At 49.0% G+C, this 19,670-nt stretch carries 19 protein-coding genes and 1 pseudogene; 18 read left to right on the top strand and 2 right to left on the bottom strand.

Annotated features, from left to right (window positions below):
• Window positions 1-102 precede the first annotated feature (102 nt).
• From M987_RS19560 to M987_RS19480, 15 genes are all read left to right on the top strand, one after another.
• Window positions 103-483 (top strand): DUF7370 family protein, encoded by a 381-nt coding sequence (locus tag M987_RS19560; protein ID WP_014070796.1) that lies wholly within the window; start codon window positions 103-105, stop codon window positions 481-483.
• Window positions 483-761, top strand: coding sequence for a hypothetical protein (locus tag M987_RS19555; RefSeq protein ID WP_014070795.1), 279 nt, complete (start codon window positions 483-485; stop codon window positions 759-761). Before M987_RS19560 ends, M987_RS19555 begins: the two co-directional genes overlap by 1 nt.
• Before the next feature lie 103 nt (window positions 762-864).
• Window positions 865-1,260, top strand: a complete 396-nt coding sequence (locus M987_RS19545; protein WP_245551551.1) for a ubiquitination-like system serine protease family protein — start codon at window positions 865-867, stop codon at window positions 1,258-1,260.
• Window positions 1,253-1,600: a hypothetical protein gene (locus M987_RS19540; RefSeq protein ID WP_014070792.1), complete on the top strand. Its 348-nt coding sequence runs from the start codon at window positions 1,253-1,255 to the stop codon at window positions 1,598-1,600. The genes M987_RS19545 and M987_RS19540 overlap by 8 nt, the downstream gene beginning before the upstream one ends.
• A gap of 397 nt (window positions 1,601-1,997) precedes the next feature.
• Window positions 1,998-2,366: a hypothetical protein gene (locus M987_RS19530; protein WP_014070790.1), complete on the top strand. Its 369-nt coding sequence runs from the start codon at window positions 1,998-2,000 to the stop codon at window positions 2,364-2,366.
• Window positions 2,363-2,746, top strand: coding sequence for a phage tail termination protein (locus M987_RS19525; RefSeq protein WP_014070789.1), 384 nt, complete (start codon window positions 2,363-2,365; stop codon window positions 2,744-2,746). The genes M987_RS19530 and M987_RS19525 overlap by 4 nt, the downstream gene beginning before the upstream one ends.
• Window positions 2,747-2,805: 59 nt before the next feature.
• A complete protein-coding gene (locus M987_RS19520) occupies window positions 2,806-3,561 on the top strand; it encodes an Ig-like domain-containing protein (protein WP_014070788.1) in 756 nt (251 codons plus the stop codon).
• 50 nt (window positions 3,562-3,611) lie between these two features.
• Window positions 3,612-4,355: a DUF6246 family protein gene (locus tag M987_RS19515; protein ID WP_014070787.1), complete on the top strand. Its 744-nt coding sequence runs from the start codon at window positions 3,612-3,614 to the stop codon at window positions 4,353-4,355.
• Window positions 4,356-4,427: 72 nt separating this feature from the next.
• Window positions 4,428-4,802, top strand: a complete 375-nt coding sequence (locus M987_RS19510) for a hypothetical protein (protein WP_014070786.1) — start codon at window positions 4,428-4,430, stop codon at window positions 4,800-4,802.
• A gap of 57 nt (window positions 4,803-4,859) precedes the next feature.
• Window positions 4,860-7,193 carry a tape measure protein gene (locus M987_RS19505; RefSeq protein WP_014070785.1) on the top strand — a complete coding sequence of 778 codons (2,334 nt, stop codon included), beginning with the start codon at window positions 4,860-4,862 and terminating at the stop codon, window positions 7,191-7,193.
• Window positions 7,193-7,690: a hypothetical protein gene (locus M987_RS19500; protein WP_014070784.1), complete on the top strand. Its 498-nt coding sequence runs from the start codon at window positions 7,193-7,195 to the stop codon at window positions 7,688-7,690. Before M987_RS19505 ends, M987_RS19500 begins: the two co-directional genes overlap by 1 nt.
• Window positions 7,690-8,160: a hypothetical protein gene (locus M987_RS19495; protein WP_014070783.1), complete on the top strand. Its 471-nt coding sequence runs from the start codon at window positions 7,690-7,692 to the stop codon at window positions 8,158-8,160. Before M987_RS19500 ends, M987_RS19495 begins: the two co-directional genes overlap by 1 nt.
• The gene (locus M987_RS19490) at window positions 8,123-8,539 is read left to right on the top strand and encodes an NlpC/P60 family protein (RefSeq protein ID WP_014070782.1); all 417 of its coding nucleotides are present in this window, start codon (window positions 8,123-8,125) and stop codon (window positions 8,537-8,539) included. Before M987_RS19495 ends, M987_RS19490 begins: the two co-directional genes overlap by 38 nt.
• On the top strand, window positions 8,526-11,003 hold the full coding sequence (locus tag M987_RS19485) for a host specificity factor TipJ family phage tail protein (RefSeq protein WP_014070781.1): 2,478 nt from the start codon (window positions 8,526-8,528) through the stop codon (window positions 11,001-11,003). The genes M987_RS19490 and M987_RS19485 overlap by 14 nt, the downstream gene beginning before the upstream one ends.
• 58 nt (window positions 11,004-11,061) lie before the next feature.
• Window positions 11,062-13,224 carry a tail fiber/spike domain-containing protein gene (locus M987_RS19480; protein WP_014070780.1) on the top strand — a complete coding sequence of 721 codons (2,163 nt, stop codon included), beginning with the start codon at window positions 11,062-11,064 and terminating at the stop codon, window positions 13,222-13,224.
• Between the two features lie 34 nt (window positions 13,225-13,258).
• Here the strand turns inward: M987_RS19480 and M987_RS19475 are convergent, their stop codons facing one another.
• Window positions 13,259-15,088: an acyltransferase family protein gene (locus tag M987_RS19475; RefSeq protein ID WP_014070779.1), complete on the bottom strand. Its 1,830-nt coding sequence runs from the start codon at window positions 15,086-15,088 to the stop codon at window positions 13,259-13,261.
• A gap of 204 nt (window positions 15,089-15,292) precedes the next feature.
• Between M987_RS19475 and M987_RS19470 the strand changes: the two genes are divergently transcribed.
• From M987_RS19470 to M987_RS25330, 3 genes and pseudogenes are all read left to right on the top strand, one after another.
• Complete coding sequence (locus M987_RS19470; protein WP_014070778.1) at window positions 15,293-15,532, top strand: hypothetical protein; 240 nt, start codon at window positions 15,293-15,295, stop codon at window positions 15,530-15,532.
• Window positions 15,532-15,849: a S24/S26 family peptidase gene (locus tag M987_RS19465; protein WP_014070777.1), complete on the top strand. Its 318-nt coding sequence runs from the start codon at window positions 15,532-15,534 to the stop codon at window positions 15,847-15,849. Before M987_RS19470 ends, M987_RS19465 begins: the two co-directional genes overlap by 1 nt.
• A 1,213-nt stretch (window positions 15,850-17,062) precedes the next feature.
• Window positions 17,063-17,491 (top strand): annotated as a pseudogene (locus M987_RS25330) (hypothetical protein); the annotation flags it as partial.
• A gap of 916 nt (window positions 17,492-18,407) precedes the next feature.
• On the opposite strand, the gene M987_RS19460 reads toward M987_RS25330, so the two are convergent.
• On the bottom strand, window positions 18,408-19,511 hold the full coding sequence (locus M987_RS19460) for an acyltransferase family protein (RefSeq protein WP_014070775.1): 1,104 nt from the start codon (window positions 19,509-19,511) through the stop codon (window positions 18,408-18,410).
• Window positions 19,512-19,670: the final 159 nt, after the last annotated feature.

Here is a 19,670-nt window from a genome sequence, read left to right as displayed (position 1 = left end):
GGCAGAGCAGGCAGAGCAGGCAGAGCAGGCAGAGCAGGCAGAGCAGGCAGAGCAGGCAGAGCAGGCAGACACCTCCGCTAAATCGAAAAAGGCGAAATAACCATGGCTGACCCAATCACAGCGGCAGATGTGCAACAGTATCTCGGTGAATTGGGATATTCCATCCCGGGCGCGTTGCTGGATCCGATCCTCTGCGCGGTAAACAAGATTATTCCGTGCCTCGATGGCGCGGGGTATGACGACTGCACCGCAAAGCTGATCATGATGTACGCCGCAGCGTTGATGGCCACGTCGTCCGGGGCTCGCCGAATCAAATCGCAGGGTGCGCCGTCCGGCGCGTCCCGTTCGTTCGATTACGATGCTGACAGCATCACCTGGCTGCGCGACTCGTTGGCCCGGCTTGATACCAGCGGGTGCACCAGTGAGTTGCCGATTAGCGTAGGTAACAGTGTGGGCCTATTCATGGTGGTAGGAGGTTGCTGATGCTTGAAGCAAAACAAATTGCCGAGCTACTGAACCAGTTATTCGCGATAGACCCTGCGGCGGCGGCTGACCTGGTCAATCACCGGGTGGTCTGCAACGACGCATTTCTCGGTAGTGACATCCCATTTGTCTACTCTCAGTCTCGCGATGGCATCATCACCATGGGTGTGGTCGGGTTCGTGAATGCCATGGCTAAACCAGGAACTGGCCGCGCAGCTGCTGTGTATGACGATGCTAACCAGCTTACTGGCTTCACCGTCGTGGGTGCTGAGCAATGACGTACAAATCAGTGACAGATGGCTTGCCTAAACCACTGGAACGAGTCTGGGTGATGACCGACACCGGGCGGGAGACTACCGGCTACGTGAAAACGGACGGCGAGTGGTTCATCAATTGCCCGCGCATCCGGGCGACTGGCGCGAAGGTGCTGAGGTGGAAAGAATGACAGAGCGAGTGAAGAAGGCGAGCGATAACCGTTTGTCGTTCATGTGCCCAGGGTGCGGTAGTCGCCATGTGGTGCAGGTTGGCAATGGCGATGGTCCGCGATGGGGATGGAATGGAAGCGTGGATAAACCAACGCTTACCCCCAGCGTTTTAGTGACTGGATTCATGCCAAGCGATGAACCCGAGGAGTTTAACGACGCCACGAAAGATAAGCCGTTTACCTGCCATTCATTTGTGACGGACGGGAAGATTCAATATCTGAATGACTGTACGCATAGCATGGCAGGCATGACGGTGCCGCTACCAGAGCTTAGAGGAGTGAGCGATGTCTAGCGTAGCGAACTGGTCATGTACCGCCACGGCGACCATCTGGCGCAGCCTTGGTAAGGATGAAACTGGCGATCCGCTGGGATATACCGAACCTGAGCAAATCCTCTGCGATTACGAGGGCGGCCTCAGCAAGAAGTTAGCCAGCCTGGGTGCAGAAATCGTCGTGAAGAACACCGTCTGGACGGAGTTCGCGCTGGCGGCCACTGGTGATTACCTGCTGATTGGCTCGTCGACAGAGCCAGATCCGGTTGTGGCCGGTGCCGATGAGGTGCGTCAGGTTATCCGCTACGGCGACACGTTCGAGCGAGTGGCGGATGATTACGCCATCCTTACTGGAATCTGATAAACCTGTGCAATAATAGGGTAAAAAATTATGTGGATTGAAAGGTAATGGGATTTCAATATTGGTTCACGGTTTGCGCGATATTTTTGGTTGGTCCAATCGCCCTTGTCCAATCGTTTGTCTACTGTCGTAGGGGTGTTTATACCAAAACATTCAAAGGAACGCTCCGAAAAGAGTACATTCACGTGGATGAAAAGCCTATTGAGTTCTGGTTCAGCATTATCTTTCACATGGTAATGGGCATGGCGATGATTGTTTTAGGTTTCTGGCTACTAGAGGACATCCCCGTGGTTAACCATTGGTACACTGAAATTCGCGCAATGCTCCCTTTTTGATTCACCTTTTAAATGACACCAGACCTCGCTCAGGCGGGGTTTTTTATTGCCTGGAGAAAGCCATGGGCATCAAAGTGCGTGGCGTTAGGCAGTCGAAAGCCGGACTCAACCGCATCATTAACGACGTGAAAGGGCGCAAGGTTGTCCGGGCGCTTCAGTCAGCAATGATAATTGGCAGCTCGCAGGCCGCGCTTTATACGCCGATCGACACCTCAACACTGTTGAATAGCCAGTATCGGGAGTTGATAAATAACGGCGTTCGTCTGACTGGTCGTGTGGGATATACGGCTAACTACGCTGTTTTCGTTCACGATCCGAACGTTCCTCAAACCTTCCGCCGCGCCACCGCGCAGAAAGAGTTCCTCACCAAAGGCTTTGAAGACACCCGCCGCCAGATTGATGCCGTAATGCGCAAGGAGCTTTCAGTATGACGCCAGCCATGTATGAGCGCGTGCGTAACTACTTCGTTGATGCCGGGCTTACCACTGGCTTCATCGTTCAGTTGCTGGCGTGGGAAGATACAAAGAAGTTAACCGACGCATTCATCGTGTTCCGGCCTAACGGCGGTACCGACATCAGAAATGACCTCGGATCTGACCACTACGTGCTGGTGGATGTCATCTCCGCCAAGGACAAGCGCCGCGCTGCCGCAGATAAAGCTCAGGAAATCATCAATCATGTCGAACTGAACGACATTACTGATGAGTGCCTTGGCCTGATTCAAAACCTCGGCAACATGCCTGCTCCTATCCTGACCGAAGAGGGCCGCCTGGTCTTCAGACTCCAGTTCATGTGCGTTTACGGCGAATAACCCCCATCACCAACCCATCAGGCTGCCATTCGGCGGCCTTTTTTATTTGAGAGGTACACATGCAAGGCTGTGCTAATGATTTTGGCAAGCTGATCGGGAAAGTAGCTGTGCTACGCATGGCCTTTGGCTGCCCCGACGCAGTGCCAGCGCTTTCTGAGTGGAAGCGTCTCGGCGCTATGACGACCAAGGGCATCGACTATTCGATGAACACCATCAACTCCGAGGCAGATGATGCTAAAGGGCTGGTGGAGAACCTGGTCAACAACATGGATCTGACGATCTCCGGTGAAGGGGAGTTTCGTAAGTCTGACAAAGATAACGAGATCGGCGCGTGGCGTCTGTCGAAGTACATCTTTGATGAAGTCCAGGCAGGCCGTCAGCCTAACCTGTGGGTGCGTTTCGACTTTGCGGGTGAGAACGCGGGCACTTATATCCAGGGCTACATGAACACCACCTCATGGTCTGGTGATTTTGGTACCAACGATATTTCCACCTTCTCTGGAGAGTGGAAGGTCTACGACGCTGACACCGTTGTATTTGAAGTCGCTGACTCCATCGCGGCCACTGGCGTTGATGTTACCCCTGCAACTGCATCTCTGGTCGTTGGCGCAACCCAGCAACTTAGCGGCGCAGTTCAGCCAACCGATGCGACTAACAAGGCGATCACGTGGACGACTTCGGCGCCATCTATTGCCACCGTCAGTTCAACCGGCCTGGTAACGGCCGTCGCCGCAGGAACCGCGACTATTACGGCTACCACTGCTGACGGTGATTTCACCGACACCTGTGCTGTTACCGTGACAGCCGCGCCGTAATCACTACAAAGGGCGGCGTGCTGCCCTTGATACTGGTTATGGAGAACGATATGACACCCTTGAAAGAGATTGGCGAGTGCCTGATTGGTGCTGGCGAGCGGGAATACTTCTTCCGGCCATCATTCCGTAACATGACGCGGATCGGCGAGCCAGAGCATATCGTCCGCACTTTCTATGCGCTGTTTAATGACGACGTGGCGAAGATGCTTGAGGCGGCGCGAGAAATTCACTGCGCTTTACCGGAACATCAGCGTAAATTCTACGCCCACTATTTCGGTGATGTTTCGCTTCCGCGCTGGGCGCTTGATGCTGCAGGCTCTGCCGCGTTTGTGCGTGAGGCGCTTCTCTCAGCGATAAACGTCATTCAGTCCTGCTGCGATGAGGATGTTTCCGAGTTAACAGGCTGGAGTGAACTCTCTCGCACAGGCCGGCGCACATTCGTATGGCACCGCGGCGCACTCCCGCCAGAAAACCTGATCCTTATAGCCCAGTCTCTCATTATGCATGGCATTATCGGCCGGGCCAGGGTTCGAAAACTTCAGAAGCATGAAGGAAAGGAGACGACTCCAGAATTCCATGCGACTGAATACATCATGGCGGCACGCAATCACTTCGGTATCAGCAAAGAAGAGGCGATGGAGCTTACCATGACCGAATTTGCCATGATGCTTAACGCCAAATATCCGGATCAGAAAGGGTTCACCAGAGAAGAATACGACGCTGTTATGGACGATGATGATCGGCGCTGGCAGGAAATGATTGAGCGCGAAAAATCAGCAAAGAAAGCGGCCTAAGTTAATAATGGATGTACCAGCCCAGCCTGACCCGGCGTATGATGGCTCGACAATAAAACTCAGGGGATAAGAGTGAAGAAAATACTTTTGGCTTTGGCGATACCACTGGTTCTGGCTGGCTGCAAGCCGGGCGAGGAAAAGGCAATTGCTCTGGCTCAATCTGAAGTTTCTGCCAACCTTCTTGATCCAGGTAGTGCGCAGTTCCGCAACGTGAAGGTAGCAAAAATGACTGATGCCGAAGACGGCCGTGTCATTGCTGTAGTTTGCGGGGAGATCAACGGCAAGAACGGTTTTGGGGCGTATGCTGGATTTCATCCTTTCTTCGTTGAGCTGAACATGAAATCGAAAGGGATGTTCTCAAAAGGTGTCGATTACACGCTTGGCGAACACTTCCTCAGCTCGAAAGATACGCCGCCGCCTCAGGCATACATAGACCGATGCCAATAAACGACACGAATAACTAACCCACCACTCGGTGGGTTTTTTTATGCCCGGAGAAAACTGATGTCTGAGAAAGCAGGCGAGATCTATTACGACATCGAGGCCGATGTTTCTGGCTTGCTGAAGGCGCAGGGAAAGGCCAATAAGTCACTCGACTCAATCGGCAACTCTGCCACTAACGCAGCCAAAAAGATGGATGAGCTGCAGACTAATATCAACCGCGTGGCTGGCGCTATTGCGGCGTCACTCGTTGTCGACTGGGGCAAGGCGTTTCTCGTTGCTGCTGACAACATGAGCCAGCTCAACGCGCGCATTGAGCGTCTGACAGGGAGCGCTGCAGCGGCATCGCAGACAATGCAGGCCTTAATGCGCATAAGCTCGGCAATGGGCGGCTCACTGCAGGACACCGCGAAGCTGTGGGAAACCCTCAGCACAGCGTTGCGCGATACCGGCGCGACGAACGGCCAGATCATTCAGCTCACCGAAACACTTCAGAAAATCGGGCGTATTGGTGGATCCTCATCCGAGGAAATGGCGAATGCGCTCCGTCAGTTCGGCCAGTCAATTTCCTCAGGCACTGTCCGGGCGGAGGAGTTCAACTCCATCCTCGAGCAGATGCCTGAACTGGCGCGGCAGATCGCCGCCGGGATGGGTGTAAGCATCGGTGAGCTGCGACAGCTGATGCTCGACGGGAAATTGACGGCGGAAGATGCCCTCAACGCCATTCAGAAACAGACCGGATCTGTAAACGCTGAGTTTGAGAAACTCCCTCGTACGCTTTCCCAGGCCAATACAGCGCTTACAAACTCATTTCTGTCGATGATTGACTCTGTTAACCAGGCAACAGGTGCAAGCACAGGCCTGGTTGCGGTTATCGACTCTATGACCGCTGCACTGGACAGGCTGGTGGGAAAAGCGGCATCGGCAGACGCTCAAATCTCTGATTTGAACAGCACCGCTGAAATGTTTACCCGCCGGGCTCGCACCTGGTCTTGGCTTGGGCTTGATGGCTGGGAGGCGCAAAACAAAGCCCTGGCTGGGCTGAGCAATAAAGCCGCCATGCTGGTTGGCGATCTGGCTGCTGTTTCCAAGGCATCACAGACCGCGGCTAACACAAAGCCGATCGAGATTAAAACGTCCGGCTCAGATGCCGGAAGCAAAGCGAAAGGCGGAAAGTCTGCAGCTCAGAAAGAAGCTGAGCAGTACGCTAAAGCGCAGGAGACGGTTAACCAAAAACTGGACGAGCTGAGGAAGAAGGCCGAGTTGTCAGCTGGCAGTGTTGGTGAGTTATCGCGAGCTCAGGCCGTGCTTAATGCACAGCAGTCTCTCGGTAATGATGCGACACAGGAACAGGTCATTCTGGCCGGGCAATACGCGGCTAAAGCCTGGGATAACGCCAACGCATTGCGCGCCCAGGCCAAGGCAGAAAAGGAACGTACTGATGCTGCCAATAAGTTCAGCACTATCCAGGGTAAAACCAGCAAAACTGCCGGACTGGATAGCCAGTATCAGAAAGACATCGCGGATATCCAACAATACGCCCAACTTTACCCGCAGAAGATCGGAGAGGCTGAGGCTGCGCGCGCTGCTATCGAACAGCAATACCGGGATCAACGTAATGCGGCGATGTGGGAAGAGTGGGCGCAACAGAACGCGGCCACTCAGGCAGCAGCGGCGGCTTTCGACTCACTCGGTTCGGTTGCCAGTAACGCGCTGACAGGAATCATCACAGGCAGCATGTCTGCCAGCGACGCAATGCGCAGTATCGGCATGACGGTGCTAAACAGCGTAGTTAACTCGTTCGTCCAGATGGGTATCGAGTGGGTTAAGTCCGCAATAACAGGACAGGCGGCACAAACGGCTGCTATCGGCACGGTGACGGCAGTACAGACGGCAGCAGTGGCCACGCAGACGGCTACCAGCACAGCAGCGGCAGCGACAACCGCTGCGGCGTGGACTCCGGCGGCTATCCTGTCCTCCATTGCCTCAATGGGTACGGCGGCGGCTATCGGTCTCGGCGCGGTAGCGGGCGTTATTGGTGCGAACCTGCTCGGTAAGCGTAAAAATGGTGGGCCTGTTTCTGCTGGTGGAATGTATCAGGTTGGCGAAGGCGGGATGCCAGAAATCTACCAGGCCAGCACCGGGAAGCAGTACATGATACCTGGTGATAATGGCAAGGTGATCAGCAACAAGGACATGACTGCAGGAGGTGGCGGCGGGGTGGTAATCAACATCCAGAACTACACGTCATCCTCTGTCGATGCTCAGGCCGGTACAGATGCAAACGGCGGGCTTACCGTTGATGTCGTCGTTGCAGACCTGAACAACGGCGGTCCAATCAGTAACGCCATTACCAGCAACATGAACGTTAAACGCACGCCAAGGGGGCAGGGCTGATGCCAATTATCGACTATCCCGACTGGCTGCCGCTGGCGCAGAAAGCCAGCAAAAACATGACGCTCGATACCGGGTTCCAGACTGACCAACCGGCGGTCGGCCCGGCTATCTTCGAGAATCAAACCGACGACCTGAAAGTGGCCTGGTCGCTGACGTGGATATTCACCCTGGCGCAGGAGCGCGCTTTTCAGCAGTGGCTGCGCAGCCCGAACTATCTCAACCGGGGCCTGAACTGGTTCCGGATGAATATCAATCTGGGCGGCAGTGGCCTGCAGCTGCAGGAGCTTCACTTCACGCAGATGCCGGTGCAAACCAGTATCGACGGCGGTGTGGTGACCTGGACGGGGACCGTTATTGCGAACCACCTCTACAACGCCGACGACGAATTCGACGACATCATTGTTGAACTGCCGCCGCCGTGGGATTCCTGGCTGGATATCGTTGTCACTGGCTATCCGGACGGACGCGATCCGGAATCACTGCCGAGGGTGCCGTAATGCCGAGCTTCAGGGAGTATAAGCAGCAGCGGCCGACGCGCGGGCTGTACGACACCATCACGTTCTACCATCCATCCTTTGGTTACGTCCGCATGGTCGACAAGCAGTTCTTCCCGAAGACGCTCGGCGGCCAGGCCTACACGCCAGCGCGCTTTGAAATCGAAGAGAGCCAGCAGAGCGGTACGCCGGTGATCGACGCGACGGTGAAGTTAGGGCGGTTGTCGTCGGATATCAAAGCGCTGATGAAGCAGTGGAAGGGGGCTGCAAGGCTAACGTCCATCACGGCCTCGCGGCAGTTCTTCGACAGCGGTGACGTTTCGGTGCCGATTAAATCATGGCAGTTGTACGTTAAAACGGTGGATATCGACGCCGACTCCGCATCGGTTACGCTGTCCGTCACCAACCCTCTGAACAACAACATAAGCCGCCTTTATGACCCAGTCGAATATACCGGTTTGCAGTACCTCTGATTTCCTCAGGAAGGTAATAGGCGTGCCGTGGGCTAACCGGGCCTGCTCATTCGATAAGGTCGACTGTTGGGGATTAGTAGTGCTGTATTACCGCCACGTTCTCGGCATCGAACTGCACCAGACACCGGACTACGAAGCCGGGGAAGACTTCTTCACCTGCTATCAGGGCGACGTCGTTTTCTGGCGCCAGGTTGAAAAGCCGGTCGAAGGCGGGATCTTCGTCGGGTATCGAGGAGTGCAACCGGCACACGTAGGCCTGGTACTTAACCGCCAGGCGTTGCATTCGCGCGGTGAGAGCGGGAGCGTGCGCATGGACTCGCTACTGGTCATTCAACGGGCATTCACCAAAGTGGAGTATTTCGAATATGGCGCTGGTTGAGATTTCGAATTTTCCAGGAACGCCAAAGATGCGTTGCAGGGTGCCAAACGGCACCCTTTTTTATGACTGGCTGGCAGCCAATGACGCAAACTTCCATCGCGACCTGCTGATCATCCGTAATGGCGTGAAGCTTACCGATGACGATGAGCTGGCGTTTGAGCTGAGCGAACTGGACACTGTCCAGATTTTCGACCAGCCCAAAGGCATCGTCAGCGATATCCTGAGCCCGATTTTTAAGGTAGTTGGTACTGTCTTTTCGTTTCTCGCGCCTAAGCCGGCGATCGCCAATACAGGCGGTAACACAGTCGATTCGCCAAACAATAGCCTGACCGGACAGACAAACACCGCCCGCGTCTATAAAGCCAAACCGGACATCTACGGGCAGGTGCGGTCGTTCCCTGATCTGATCCAGGAATCGCTTTTCGAGTACATCAGCACAGGCCCCAAAGACGGTGGCAAAAAGTATGTCACAGAGTGGATGTGCATCGGGATCGGCAAATACGATTACGAGTCTGTCCGCTACTCTGAATCGAGCCTGGGGAGCATGGCAGGGGCTGAATATCAGTTCATTCAGCCTGGCGAGGTCATTCCGACGATTAACGAGGGTTACAGCTTCGATGATGTTGACGGGCAGGAAGTGCCAGGGGCGAACCAGGGGGATTCTTTCCCGGTAGAGACTGCAACTGCAACCACTGTGGTTTCTGGCACATATTCTGGCGGCCAGATAGCGATGAAAATCGTGAAGCAGGCATCCTTCGATTACTTCATGGGTCTGGTGTTACCTCATGCCGTGACCTTTGATATCAACGTCACCTACGCCACTGCATCTGGTTCTGTAACCACAGATGCTACGTTCTCCGGGACGCTAGTATCAGCGGTTGAGACTAACGATGGCGCGGTCATCAACCCGGTACGCTGGTACACGTTCACCATGGGGGATCTTGATGGTCCGCCAGATATCCCGGCGAACGCCACCATCAACACGACTAAGTTTGTATTGAACGACAACGAGGCGCTTGTCGTTGGCCCGTTCTTCTCCCCGGTAGAATCGACTCAGTTGTGGATCCACACCCAGAGCAGTCTTGGCCCGAAAAAGCAGACAAACTGGAAAGTAGTGCTGTGGAAAATCGACGACGACTACAACATGGTGCCTGGCACGCAGCAAACACTGACATTCCAGCAGACAACGTGGCATAAGCAGGATAGTGAGACGTTCTACCGCACGGATAAAATCACCCCGATTGGTGGTTTCGGGAAGTACGCCATCAACCTGCAACGCACGGATAACTCCGGTGATTCATCAATCCTCAAACTGGAGGAGATCCACGCGGTAAACATCCGTACTAACGTTGTTCACCCGACGGACACGCTGGTGCGCGTGAAGGTGAGGGCAACAGAGAATGCCCTGGGCAGCCGTGACCGAAAATATAACGCCCTGGTCACACGCCATACCATCAGCTACAACCTCTCAACTCAGTCAGTAGATTACACCCTGCGGCCTTCACGTTCATTCGCTGATGCCGTAGCGCATACCTGGCTGATCATGGGTGAACAGCTGGTCAGTAGCATTGACCTGTACGGGCTTTACTCAATCGCAGAGAGCCTGCCTGACGACCGCCTGGGATATTTCGATTACACGTTTGATGACGAGAATGACTCGCTCGGCGACAGGGTGCAGGCTATTTGCAACGCAGCGTCCGTAGTCGCGTACTGGGACGATGGCGTGCTGACCTTCACCCGGGATCAGAAAGTTGATTACCCGGCGGCCGTATTCAACCGGGCCAACATGAAGACTGACGAGTACAAATTAACGTACGAAGCCACGCTGCCAGGCGGTTACGACGGCGTGCAGGTCTCCTATGTCCACCCGACCACGAACAACAAGACCTACATCAACTACCGCGTGCTGAACGGCGCCATCGTCGAGCAGGAAGCGGAGAACCCGAACAAACTTGAAATCGTTGGCTTCCGCAATGAGTACCAGGCACGCGAGCGCGCGCTGCGCGAAACGAAGCGTCTGATTTACTCGCGGGTGAAAATGAACGCCAAAGTGTTCGAGGACGGCATTATCCAGGTTGGAAGCGTCATTCAGATGCCTGACATATACGACAGCAACCAGCAGCAGGGTTACATCACGGGGCGCTCTGGGAATAACTTTGATACCAGCGAGCCGATCACGTTTACCGGTTCTATGTATGTACTGGTGACCGACAGCCTGGGTAACCCGACGTTACGCTATCCGGCAACCGCACGCAGCGATACGAAGTACGGATTTACCGCAGCAATACCCAGCATCCAACTCAACATCTGGAATGGCGATACGGTCCAGCTACCTTCTCGCTACCTTATTGCGACAGTGGAAGAGCTGGATAGCCAGCTATGGAAGGTCAACAGCATCAAGCCAAATACAGACAATACCGTTTCATTGACGGTCGCAGAGTACAGCGACGCTATCTACCAGTAAGACCCTCTACCGACCATCTCAACCCGGACACTGCGCCGGGTTTTTTTATGGAATATATATGACCACGCAACCGACTCAAGACGCAGTTCCGAGCGAATTACCACGCGACCTCAAGTTCAACGCGGGTAAATTTGATGAGTTCATAACCTCTATGGGCTGGACCTATACCGATCGCTTTGGTGAGAAGCATTACACCATCGAGGGCATCAATTACCTCGCGCAGCAGGCCATGAACGCCTTCGGTTACGTGATCCTTACCGGGAAAACGTTCACCACTGGCGCGACCATCAATAACCCGAATGAAGTCCTGCTCAACACCGCAGACGGCGAATACTACAAGTGGACTGGGTCATTCGCATCAGGCCCTAAAGTGGTTCCTGCGAGCTCGACACCGGCGGGTACTGGAGGGATTGGGCCAGGGGCATGGATCGGGGTGGGGGACGCATCATTACGCGCTGCGTTTGCCGCGCTGACTGGGGCAGGGCTTATGGGCCTTTCTGTTGGCACAACTTATCCACCTAATACAGTTGGATCAGCAATACAGTACAGAACCCCGCAGATGTACGGTGTTGAGCCAAGCGCCACCACCGCTATAGGTTCCGGACTCGACGCCATGTTTGCAGCTGGCGGCGAAATTCGCTTTGAGAAGCCTGGCATTTATCTTACAAGCAAGACATGGGTACTGCGCTCAGGAACGCGACTTTATATTGGGCCAGGTGTGATCATCAGGCTGGCCAATCAGTCAAACGTTAACATTTTCCAGAACTTTGCCTATAACACCAGCGCTACAACGGCAGATGACAGCATTGAGATCTGGGGCGCTGGAACGATAGATTTCAATGGTACAAACCAGACCACCGGCGGTTTGAGTTCAATGGCAACGATCTTAAAGAACATCACTAATTTAAAAATTGGCGGTGGCATTAAGGTCATGAATGCAAATAAGTACGCATGGCTGGTTTGCAAAATTTCCAACTTCACTGCTGATGGTTTGTTATTCGACACATTATCTGATGGCCTGCATTGCCAGCCACCTATCAGACACTCATACATCAGGAACCTAAAGGGAAAAACTGGTGATGATATGCTGGCGTTCACCATCGGTGATTATGCTCAATATAATATTAGTGAGGCTGGTGATTTCTCTAACGTAGACGTAGAAGGGTTGTTCTGTGAAAGTGCATTATGCGCTTTAAAAATCACAGGTAATAACACCGGAGTTTTCGTAAGATTCAGAGTGTCAGGGATATATGGCAACACGACTGGTGCTGTGGTCAGAATTTGGGGAGATACTAACCTCACATACACAAAGGTAAATCATCTTACGATAGAGGATGTGTTTGCTGCCCCAGGGGCAGCGCTCCCAACAGTTGAAATTAACGACAGGGGATTCGGTAATTCAGGCTCTACCTACAGTGTCGAAATGGATACCTTAAGAATTGCGAGAATTTATACCCCTAATACAACAGCGCAGACGGTATATATATCAGGTACTTTTGGCACACGAATTCGAGATCTTGATTTTATCAACCCGCCTCGCGATGCACTGACTCTGGTTGGTCTTAACAATGCAACGACGGTTCAGGTGGATAAGTTATCCATAAGAGGTGGGAACGTAAATTTAGTATCTGATGCGAATGCAGCTGTTGTTCTTAATCGCGGTATTTTAACAAAGCTATCAATATCGGATATGTATGTGAATTTTTCCGACACAGCAAATGGAAATCTGGTAAGGCTGATTGGAGCTTGTACGGTAGGGAATGCCTCAATTACGGATGTTTACCAGAAAAATGGTGCCAGAGGATGGAACCATGTGAATGCGCCAGCAAACACACCGATAGTGAACCTCATCAACTATACAATTGATGCAGGGGCAAGAATTGCACAGACGACTGGATCCAATCTGACGGTACATCTTAAAAACTGTGCTGCCATTAACATCGGAACCGCCAATATGTTTTTTGCTGCCGGGGGAACGCTGACACTGTCCGGTGATATTGATAACTCAGTCAACAACATTGGTCTAAATAGTGGTGGTGTAGTTACCTGCCCACCAGGTATGCATGGGATAATGCTTAACATCGATCTGCTCACATCACAGGACGGCGCCAGTGTTCACAACCTAAACTCGGCACTATCATGCGGAGCAGGCCGTGTTCTTGTGCAGTCTAAAACGTGGAAGCACCTTTACAGCGGCGCAACATATACAAGCAGCATTTAAAAAAAAGGCCATCAAATGATGGCCTCGTCACTCTTTAATTTAGATCATCTTTCATCTTATTTATAAACCATTTCGAGCCAGAGCTCGTCAGGTGTGCATTGTCCCATTGCATAGGGATGACTGGATTTTTTCCCACTGTCGCTTTACATGTAGCCTTGCTGCACAGGATGCCGATAGCAGATATATAGGATGGATTTGCTGAGGAACTCACTATTTTTTCAATAAGCTTGTCATTATCCAGAACATTCATGGATGAATAAAAGAGAGAAACAGGAAGTGTTCCTTGCGGATTTAAGCCATTTTCCTCAATGAGTTTAGGCACGTGATCACGCCAGTAAGGGAAAGGACCAATCACAACTGTGCGGATACCAGCAACATTTAACATATCCAACGTATCAGTAAGGTACTCTTTAAACGGATATTGAGACCAGAAAGCCGCCAAAACCACCAGTTTAGGTTTAACGCGCAATAATTCGGCTGTTATATTTTTATTGATGTCTTTACAGAAAGGTCGTTGGATATTTTCTGCACCATACAACGGAGCGCACAGACTTGATGTTCGTTGCGTTAAATTCTCATTTTTAAATACTGATCTAAACCCAGGCATAAGTTGCGCAGCGTGGGAATCCCCCCAGATAACAATTGAATCTGAGGTCATTTTGTCCTCGCACTTTGAAAACTCTGAATAATCCTGTCGAGGATTCAGAAAGCAAGTGTCAGGTCGCCACTCTTTATTATTGAACCGATAGGTGATGACATCGTTCATATCACCTTTGAACCTGAACGTTGCCCCATGGGTCTGTACAACTACAAAAGCACAAATGGTGATGACGCTGGCACTGACAAAATCAGTACGTAGCCAGCTTCGTTTTCGGAATGGCGTCTCGATAATGTAATAAGAAATGACGGCCAGAATGAATGACAAGGCAATACCTGAGCCGATGCTAATGACATTCATATCCACTCTGTAGTAGCGCATTACCACAATAACGGGCCAATGCCAGAGATACCAGGAGTAGGAAATAGTCCCGATAAACTGGGCAGCTTTGTTTTTAATGAGATACGCGTTTTGATTATTCGCAAGGATAACCAGCACTGCACCTGCTACCGGAATCAACGTTGCCAGGCCCGGCCACGCCTGCGATCCTTCGGCAGTAAAGAGTGAAAACAGAATAAGCAGCAGGCCGAGAATATTGAGCTTAGACAGGTGCTTGAAGGTCGTAAGTGCACCACAGCTGCTGATGATATATACCAAAGCTCCCGCCAACATTTCCCAGGCTCTGGTTGGTAGCAGGTAGAAAAGATCCTCTTTAGTCCCTGACAACCCAAAGGCAACATACAAAAGAGATAAACAAAATAGTGTCAGTATGGTGAGTGATACTGGAAGTCGGCATTTCTTGATGGCTAAAACAATCAGCGGATAGATCAAATAAAACTGCCATTCAACAGACAATGACCACGTATGCAACAAGAAATTGAGGTCTGAAGAAGGGTCGAAGTAACTTGAATGAGCAGCGTAATAGTTATTCGAATAGAACAGCAATGATGCGGTTGCATTTCTGGCAAGCAACTCGAATTCACTGGTGCTTAACGAGAAATAGCCATATATCAACAACGCTAATATGGTTGCGACCAACGCAGGTACTATGCGTAAAAAACGAGCAACGTAGAAATCGAAGATCCCCTTATGGTCAACTTTCTCAAGTACGATACCCGTCATCAGGAAGCCGGATATTACGAAAAATACATCAACTCCTGTGAATCCTCCAGAAACGTAGGGAACACCAAAGTGATATAGCACGACACTCAGGACAGCAAAAGCCCGCAGCCCATTGATATCGAGCCTGAATTTTTTGTAGCTCATTTTGTAATCATCATTCCGAAAAGCCAAACTTGGCAAAAAATAAGATAATGATGATAGACGTTTTGATAAAGTTCGTCATCAATACTTATCTAGTAACATCAATCATATGGATATAGATCACCAAATTTTACCTATCAAGATATTGATCATCGCTGCGTATAAGTAATGCTGTATGCATATACAGTATTTATTGTGAGGTACATGATGCCAAGGCAGTATGAGATACGGGCTGCATTCGTTGAGGCTATTCAGCTAAACCCAAAGGGCTATCGCTATCTCAGCACGAACGCCTTCATCGATAAGCTGAGAGAGAAGAACTGGCACTTCAGCATGGCTGATGCAAACCAGTGGATAGAACGTTATCAACCGGACTTCGCTGACAAGACGACCGACGACAGCGAAAACCGCTACTGGATCCTGCGCAACATGGGGAGGGTATTCTGATGGGCTTTGTTTCGCCGGCTACTGACTATGTTGAACAGCGACTGACCATCGATTCTCTGTGTTGTATCGACGGAAACTGCCGGGTGATTGAAACTTCATGCGGATGGGCCGTTATTAACGTAGCCATAAAAGCGAGCCCTGGCGACACGCTGCTGGTTACCATGGATGGCAGAAATCAGTTTGTAAAACTGCATGGCCAGGCACTTATTACGGAAGATGGTGAGCCTATAGAGGGAGATGCCCTGGATGATGTGACGTTGCATGGTGTACTGACGCACACACTGAATCGGGCAAGTGATGACAGGGAAATTGTTTGATGGGGCATGGGTGGGGCATAAAACATCACTCGCTCTAAGGTGAACTTAGACGACTGGTGTTTTCGACGACTCTAACCATCTGTTATTTGGTGCGCTCTTGGACGATCTTTGTCTATTATGAAAAATGCATCCTCATATGATGGGGATGCAGGTTTAGGTGATCTGATACTGTACAATTAATGCATTTCAAGAAAAGTACGGAAGATAAACTCTTTGCGCGTCGGTGCTGCCCATTTGCTTCACTATGAGGTCTGGGGGCACTGACTGCTAGTGAGCAACACGTGTAATGAGTTTTACATCACCAAGGACTGCGTAACCAGGTGTGTCTTTTAGGTCTCTGTCCGTTCAATGCTGAACATCTTTGTCAAACTTTATTGAGAGACCTCATAATGATGATGCAGCGGGAATCCGTGTTCTGGGGGCTATGCTTCGAATCATGCCCGCTTTCAGCTGACGCCCCTAAGGTACCGTATATATTTCAGACCCACATTTCGACAGTGTTAATTGATTGCTTCCTTTATTAGGCGTCCCAGGATACGAACCATTTCTCATCAACTTTCATGTGCTCACCTGTACTTCTGAAGCGATATAAATCCCACAAAATTATAAGGTCACGTATTAATCATAGTGCTGCAGAAGATGCTATTGCTTTAACGGACGCAGCATTTCTAACCACTGAAGCAAATGATTGTGAACCTCATTTTCTATATGTAGTGCTAAAAGTGGCATCATATGGGTTTGGGTAAAATATAATCCTGATTTAATAGTTTAGGCTTTAAATATATCGAATGTTAATTATTCAATGCTGGCATCTATACAATTAGCGTAACGGCATGAATTACAAAAACAGCGTAGACAGGGCTTGTCGCGAGTATAAGAAATGTGCCGATACTAACTTTGCACTGTAATTTGCTGGATTATGGTTAACTGCCAAATATATGAGCTGCGCTCTACACTGACAAAATATGTCAGCGTTGTTGATGATCTTCACAAATTAGTGATAGCTAATTGATTTGAAGCAAAAAGATTTTTACTATGCGCCGCAAAATTAGGAATCCTCTCATGGTGTAGAATTATGCGTAACAACGCATTGGATGCGGCAAAGCTTCTGGCTTGTTTTTTTATTATTTTTGTTCATGTTGGTAGATTTCCTGAACTGGTTGCCCCATGGGGTGAAACGTTGAGGGTAATGGCTCGCTAGGCTGTACCTTTTTTCTTTCTGGCGTCTGGTTTTACAATCACAAGAATAGATGCTGAATCTATCCTTAGAAGAGTTACAAAGCTAATAGCAGTATTATTCTATGGGTCTATTATCTATATTCCAATATTATATATGCAGTCAAGAGATAGCATTATGATATTAATTGATAAATTTATTTCTTTAAATACATTGCATAATGGGGCGTTCGGACACCTTTGGTTCATTGGATCACTGATCTCAGGAATTATTCTATTTTGGTATGCCAGAAAAAATTTATCTCATAAAGTGTCGCTAACCATATCCATAACTATTGTTATTATGTGCTGGATGGGGGATGTTGTTATATCTTTTGGTTATGAACTTTGGTTCTTCTTTACATTTAGGTATTTGCTTGGTTTTGCTCTTGATTACATAGCTGGTGTGTCGGTACAGGGAAGTTAAAATTCATACTTGCCTATAAACCTGCCTGGCTTGTGTTCTTTTTATGCATATTCCTAATGGGTTTTGAGTATTATATTCTTCTTACCAAATTTGGTGCTACACACTCGGAGAGACAATTCCCGCTAGCTTGCATACCCACGGCTTTTGCTTTGATATGTATATGTAAAAACTCCAGCATGAAGAGCAATATAATTTCAGGATGGGGTGTTAACTACTCACTTGGAATATACATTATTCACCTATTTAGTCTTTACTTCATCAGCCTATTTCTTGATCTATATAGATTAAATAAATATTCCTCTCTTAGGCTTGTAGCTACGTTCGCCGTGTCTCTAATTATTCTTATGGCCATGAAAAAATGCACACCTTATGCTTACAACAAGATTAATGGCATTTTGGTAAAATAGAGATAATCAAGGCTGCATAATTCAGCCTTGATCAACTTCTTGTCACCTTCAATAAAACTTTATAACTGACTACTTGCATGGCCGGTAACTGAGAATATGCTTCAACCATATGATACTTAGACTACTATATAGTAAGCAATGCAAATACAGCCGTAAGTTCATAAATGACTCTTTCCCCATGCCCTATTAAAAGAACTGACACTTTAGTCAGCCTGCAGGTGTGAACTGCGATAGGAAGCAGGTTACTGCTGATCAGGAAAGGCGTGATTCGAATTGCAGATGCAGAACAGTCGTCGATTTTCTTTGGGGTATCCATGGTAACTAACGTATATAAGTTAATTGATTTTCTGACGGTTCTTATCGCGCATAAATTTCATTTTTAATCTTTTCGGGTATACTGGTTGAGTGTGCAGAGGCTGACAATATTCCGTCATCGGGTTATAAGAAACCCAGCGCTTGGCTGGGTTTTCTGAAAAGAGGTATGAGTTTAATAATTTTATGGTTGTTTGTTATGCTGTTTCTAATTTATTACATGCCCTCGAGGAAATTGAACTTTCTATTTTCTTACCAATTGCTATGAATGGTTTTTCAACATAGAAGTGTAATATTGTCCCTGCCGTTATAGTTATTGTAGTCATCATAAAAAATCTACCCCAGCCTACTGTGTGTATATAAAAATCAGGCTTGTAGTAATTTAACATGTTAATGAATACATAATGTGAAATATATATGGAGAATGAAATATCTCCAAGGAAGTTTAACGTTTTGTTCTCTTTAAAACCGATGAATTTATCATAGGTTAAAAAACCAAAGAATAGCACAGCTGAAATCAGACCTGATTTATCAAGGCCAAAGCCTGTTAAATTACCGCTTGAGTAATATGTTATGAAGAAACCGCAGCATACGAAGAATGTAAAAACAGCAACTTCTCTCTTAATGATAAATTGAACTCTACTATACAATTCATAAAAAATCATGCCCACTATAAATTCGACAAGGATCGGTGAGGACATGAAACGTAATAAGCTAAAGGTCGGGTTATCCAGCGGAATATTCGCAGATGCAGTACCTGCCAAAGATAACTCGCCGTTATAATATAACTGTAAAGTTATTATTGGACTGAGAAGCAGAATTGAAGTTAAAAAAGTTCTAAATCGATGGGTAAAACACATTGCAAGAACAAAAATAGAATAAAAATAAATCTCGTATGTTAATGTCCATGCTGGGCCCAGAACGTTATAACCAAAACCAGGGGAACCAACAGAATAATCCCTGTGAATAAAAAACATTCCTCTTAAAATATTTTCAGAGGGATCAAATCTGTATACGGTTAATGCACCTAAGACAAATGTGACTATAAATGCTGGATAGATTCTAAAAAAACGCCGGACAGCAAAAATTGCTTTTGACGTAAGATTCCGGGTTGACAGTGCGATTATAAAACCGCTGATCATAAAGAAGAGATCTACACCAAAAGAACCTGAGTTGAACAGCATTGAACCAAGGTCTTTTTGAGCGTAGACACCATTTAAATATCCCCTAAAGTGGAAAAAAACTACTATTAGAGCTGCAATTCCGCGTAAATGATGTATGGAAAGTATTTTATTATTCATATGTAACCATTGCTTCTGTAAGTGCTACAAGGTGCTTAGAAACGAGTAAGAGCTCCAGTTTACCATTCAATTTTAGGACGATCGACAATTGACATGTACAAATTTAATGTTTTTGTGCTTTATGTCTCTTTACAGATTTAAAACCAAAAAAAACAAGAC

This window comes from Enterobacter soli ATCC BAA-2102 (assembly GCF_001654845.1).
Classification (GTDB): Bacteria; Pseudomonadota; Gammaproteobacteria; order Enterobacterales; family Enterobacteriaceae; genus Enterobacter; species Enterobacter soli.
This window is presented reverse-complemented; position numbering and strand designations above follow the sequence as displayed.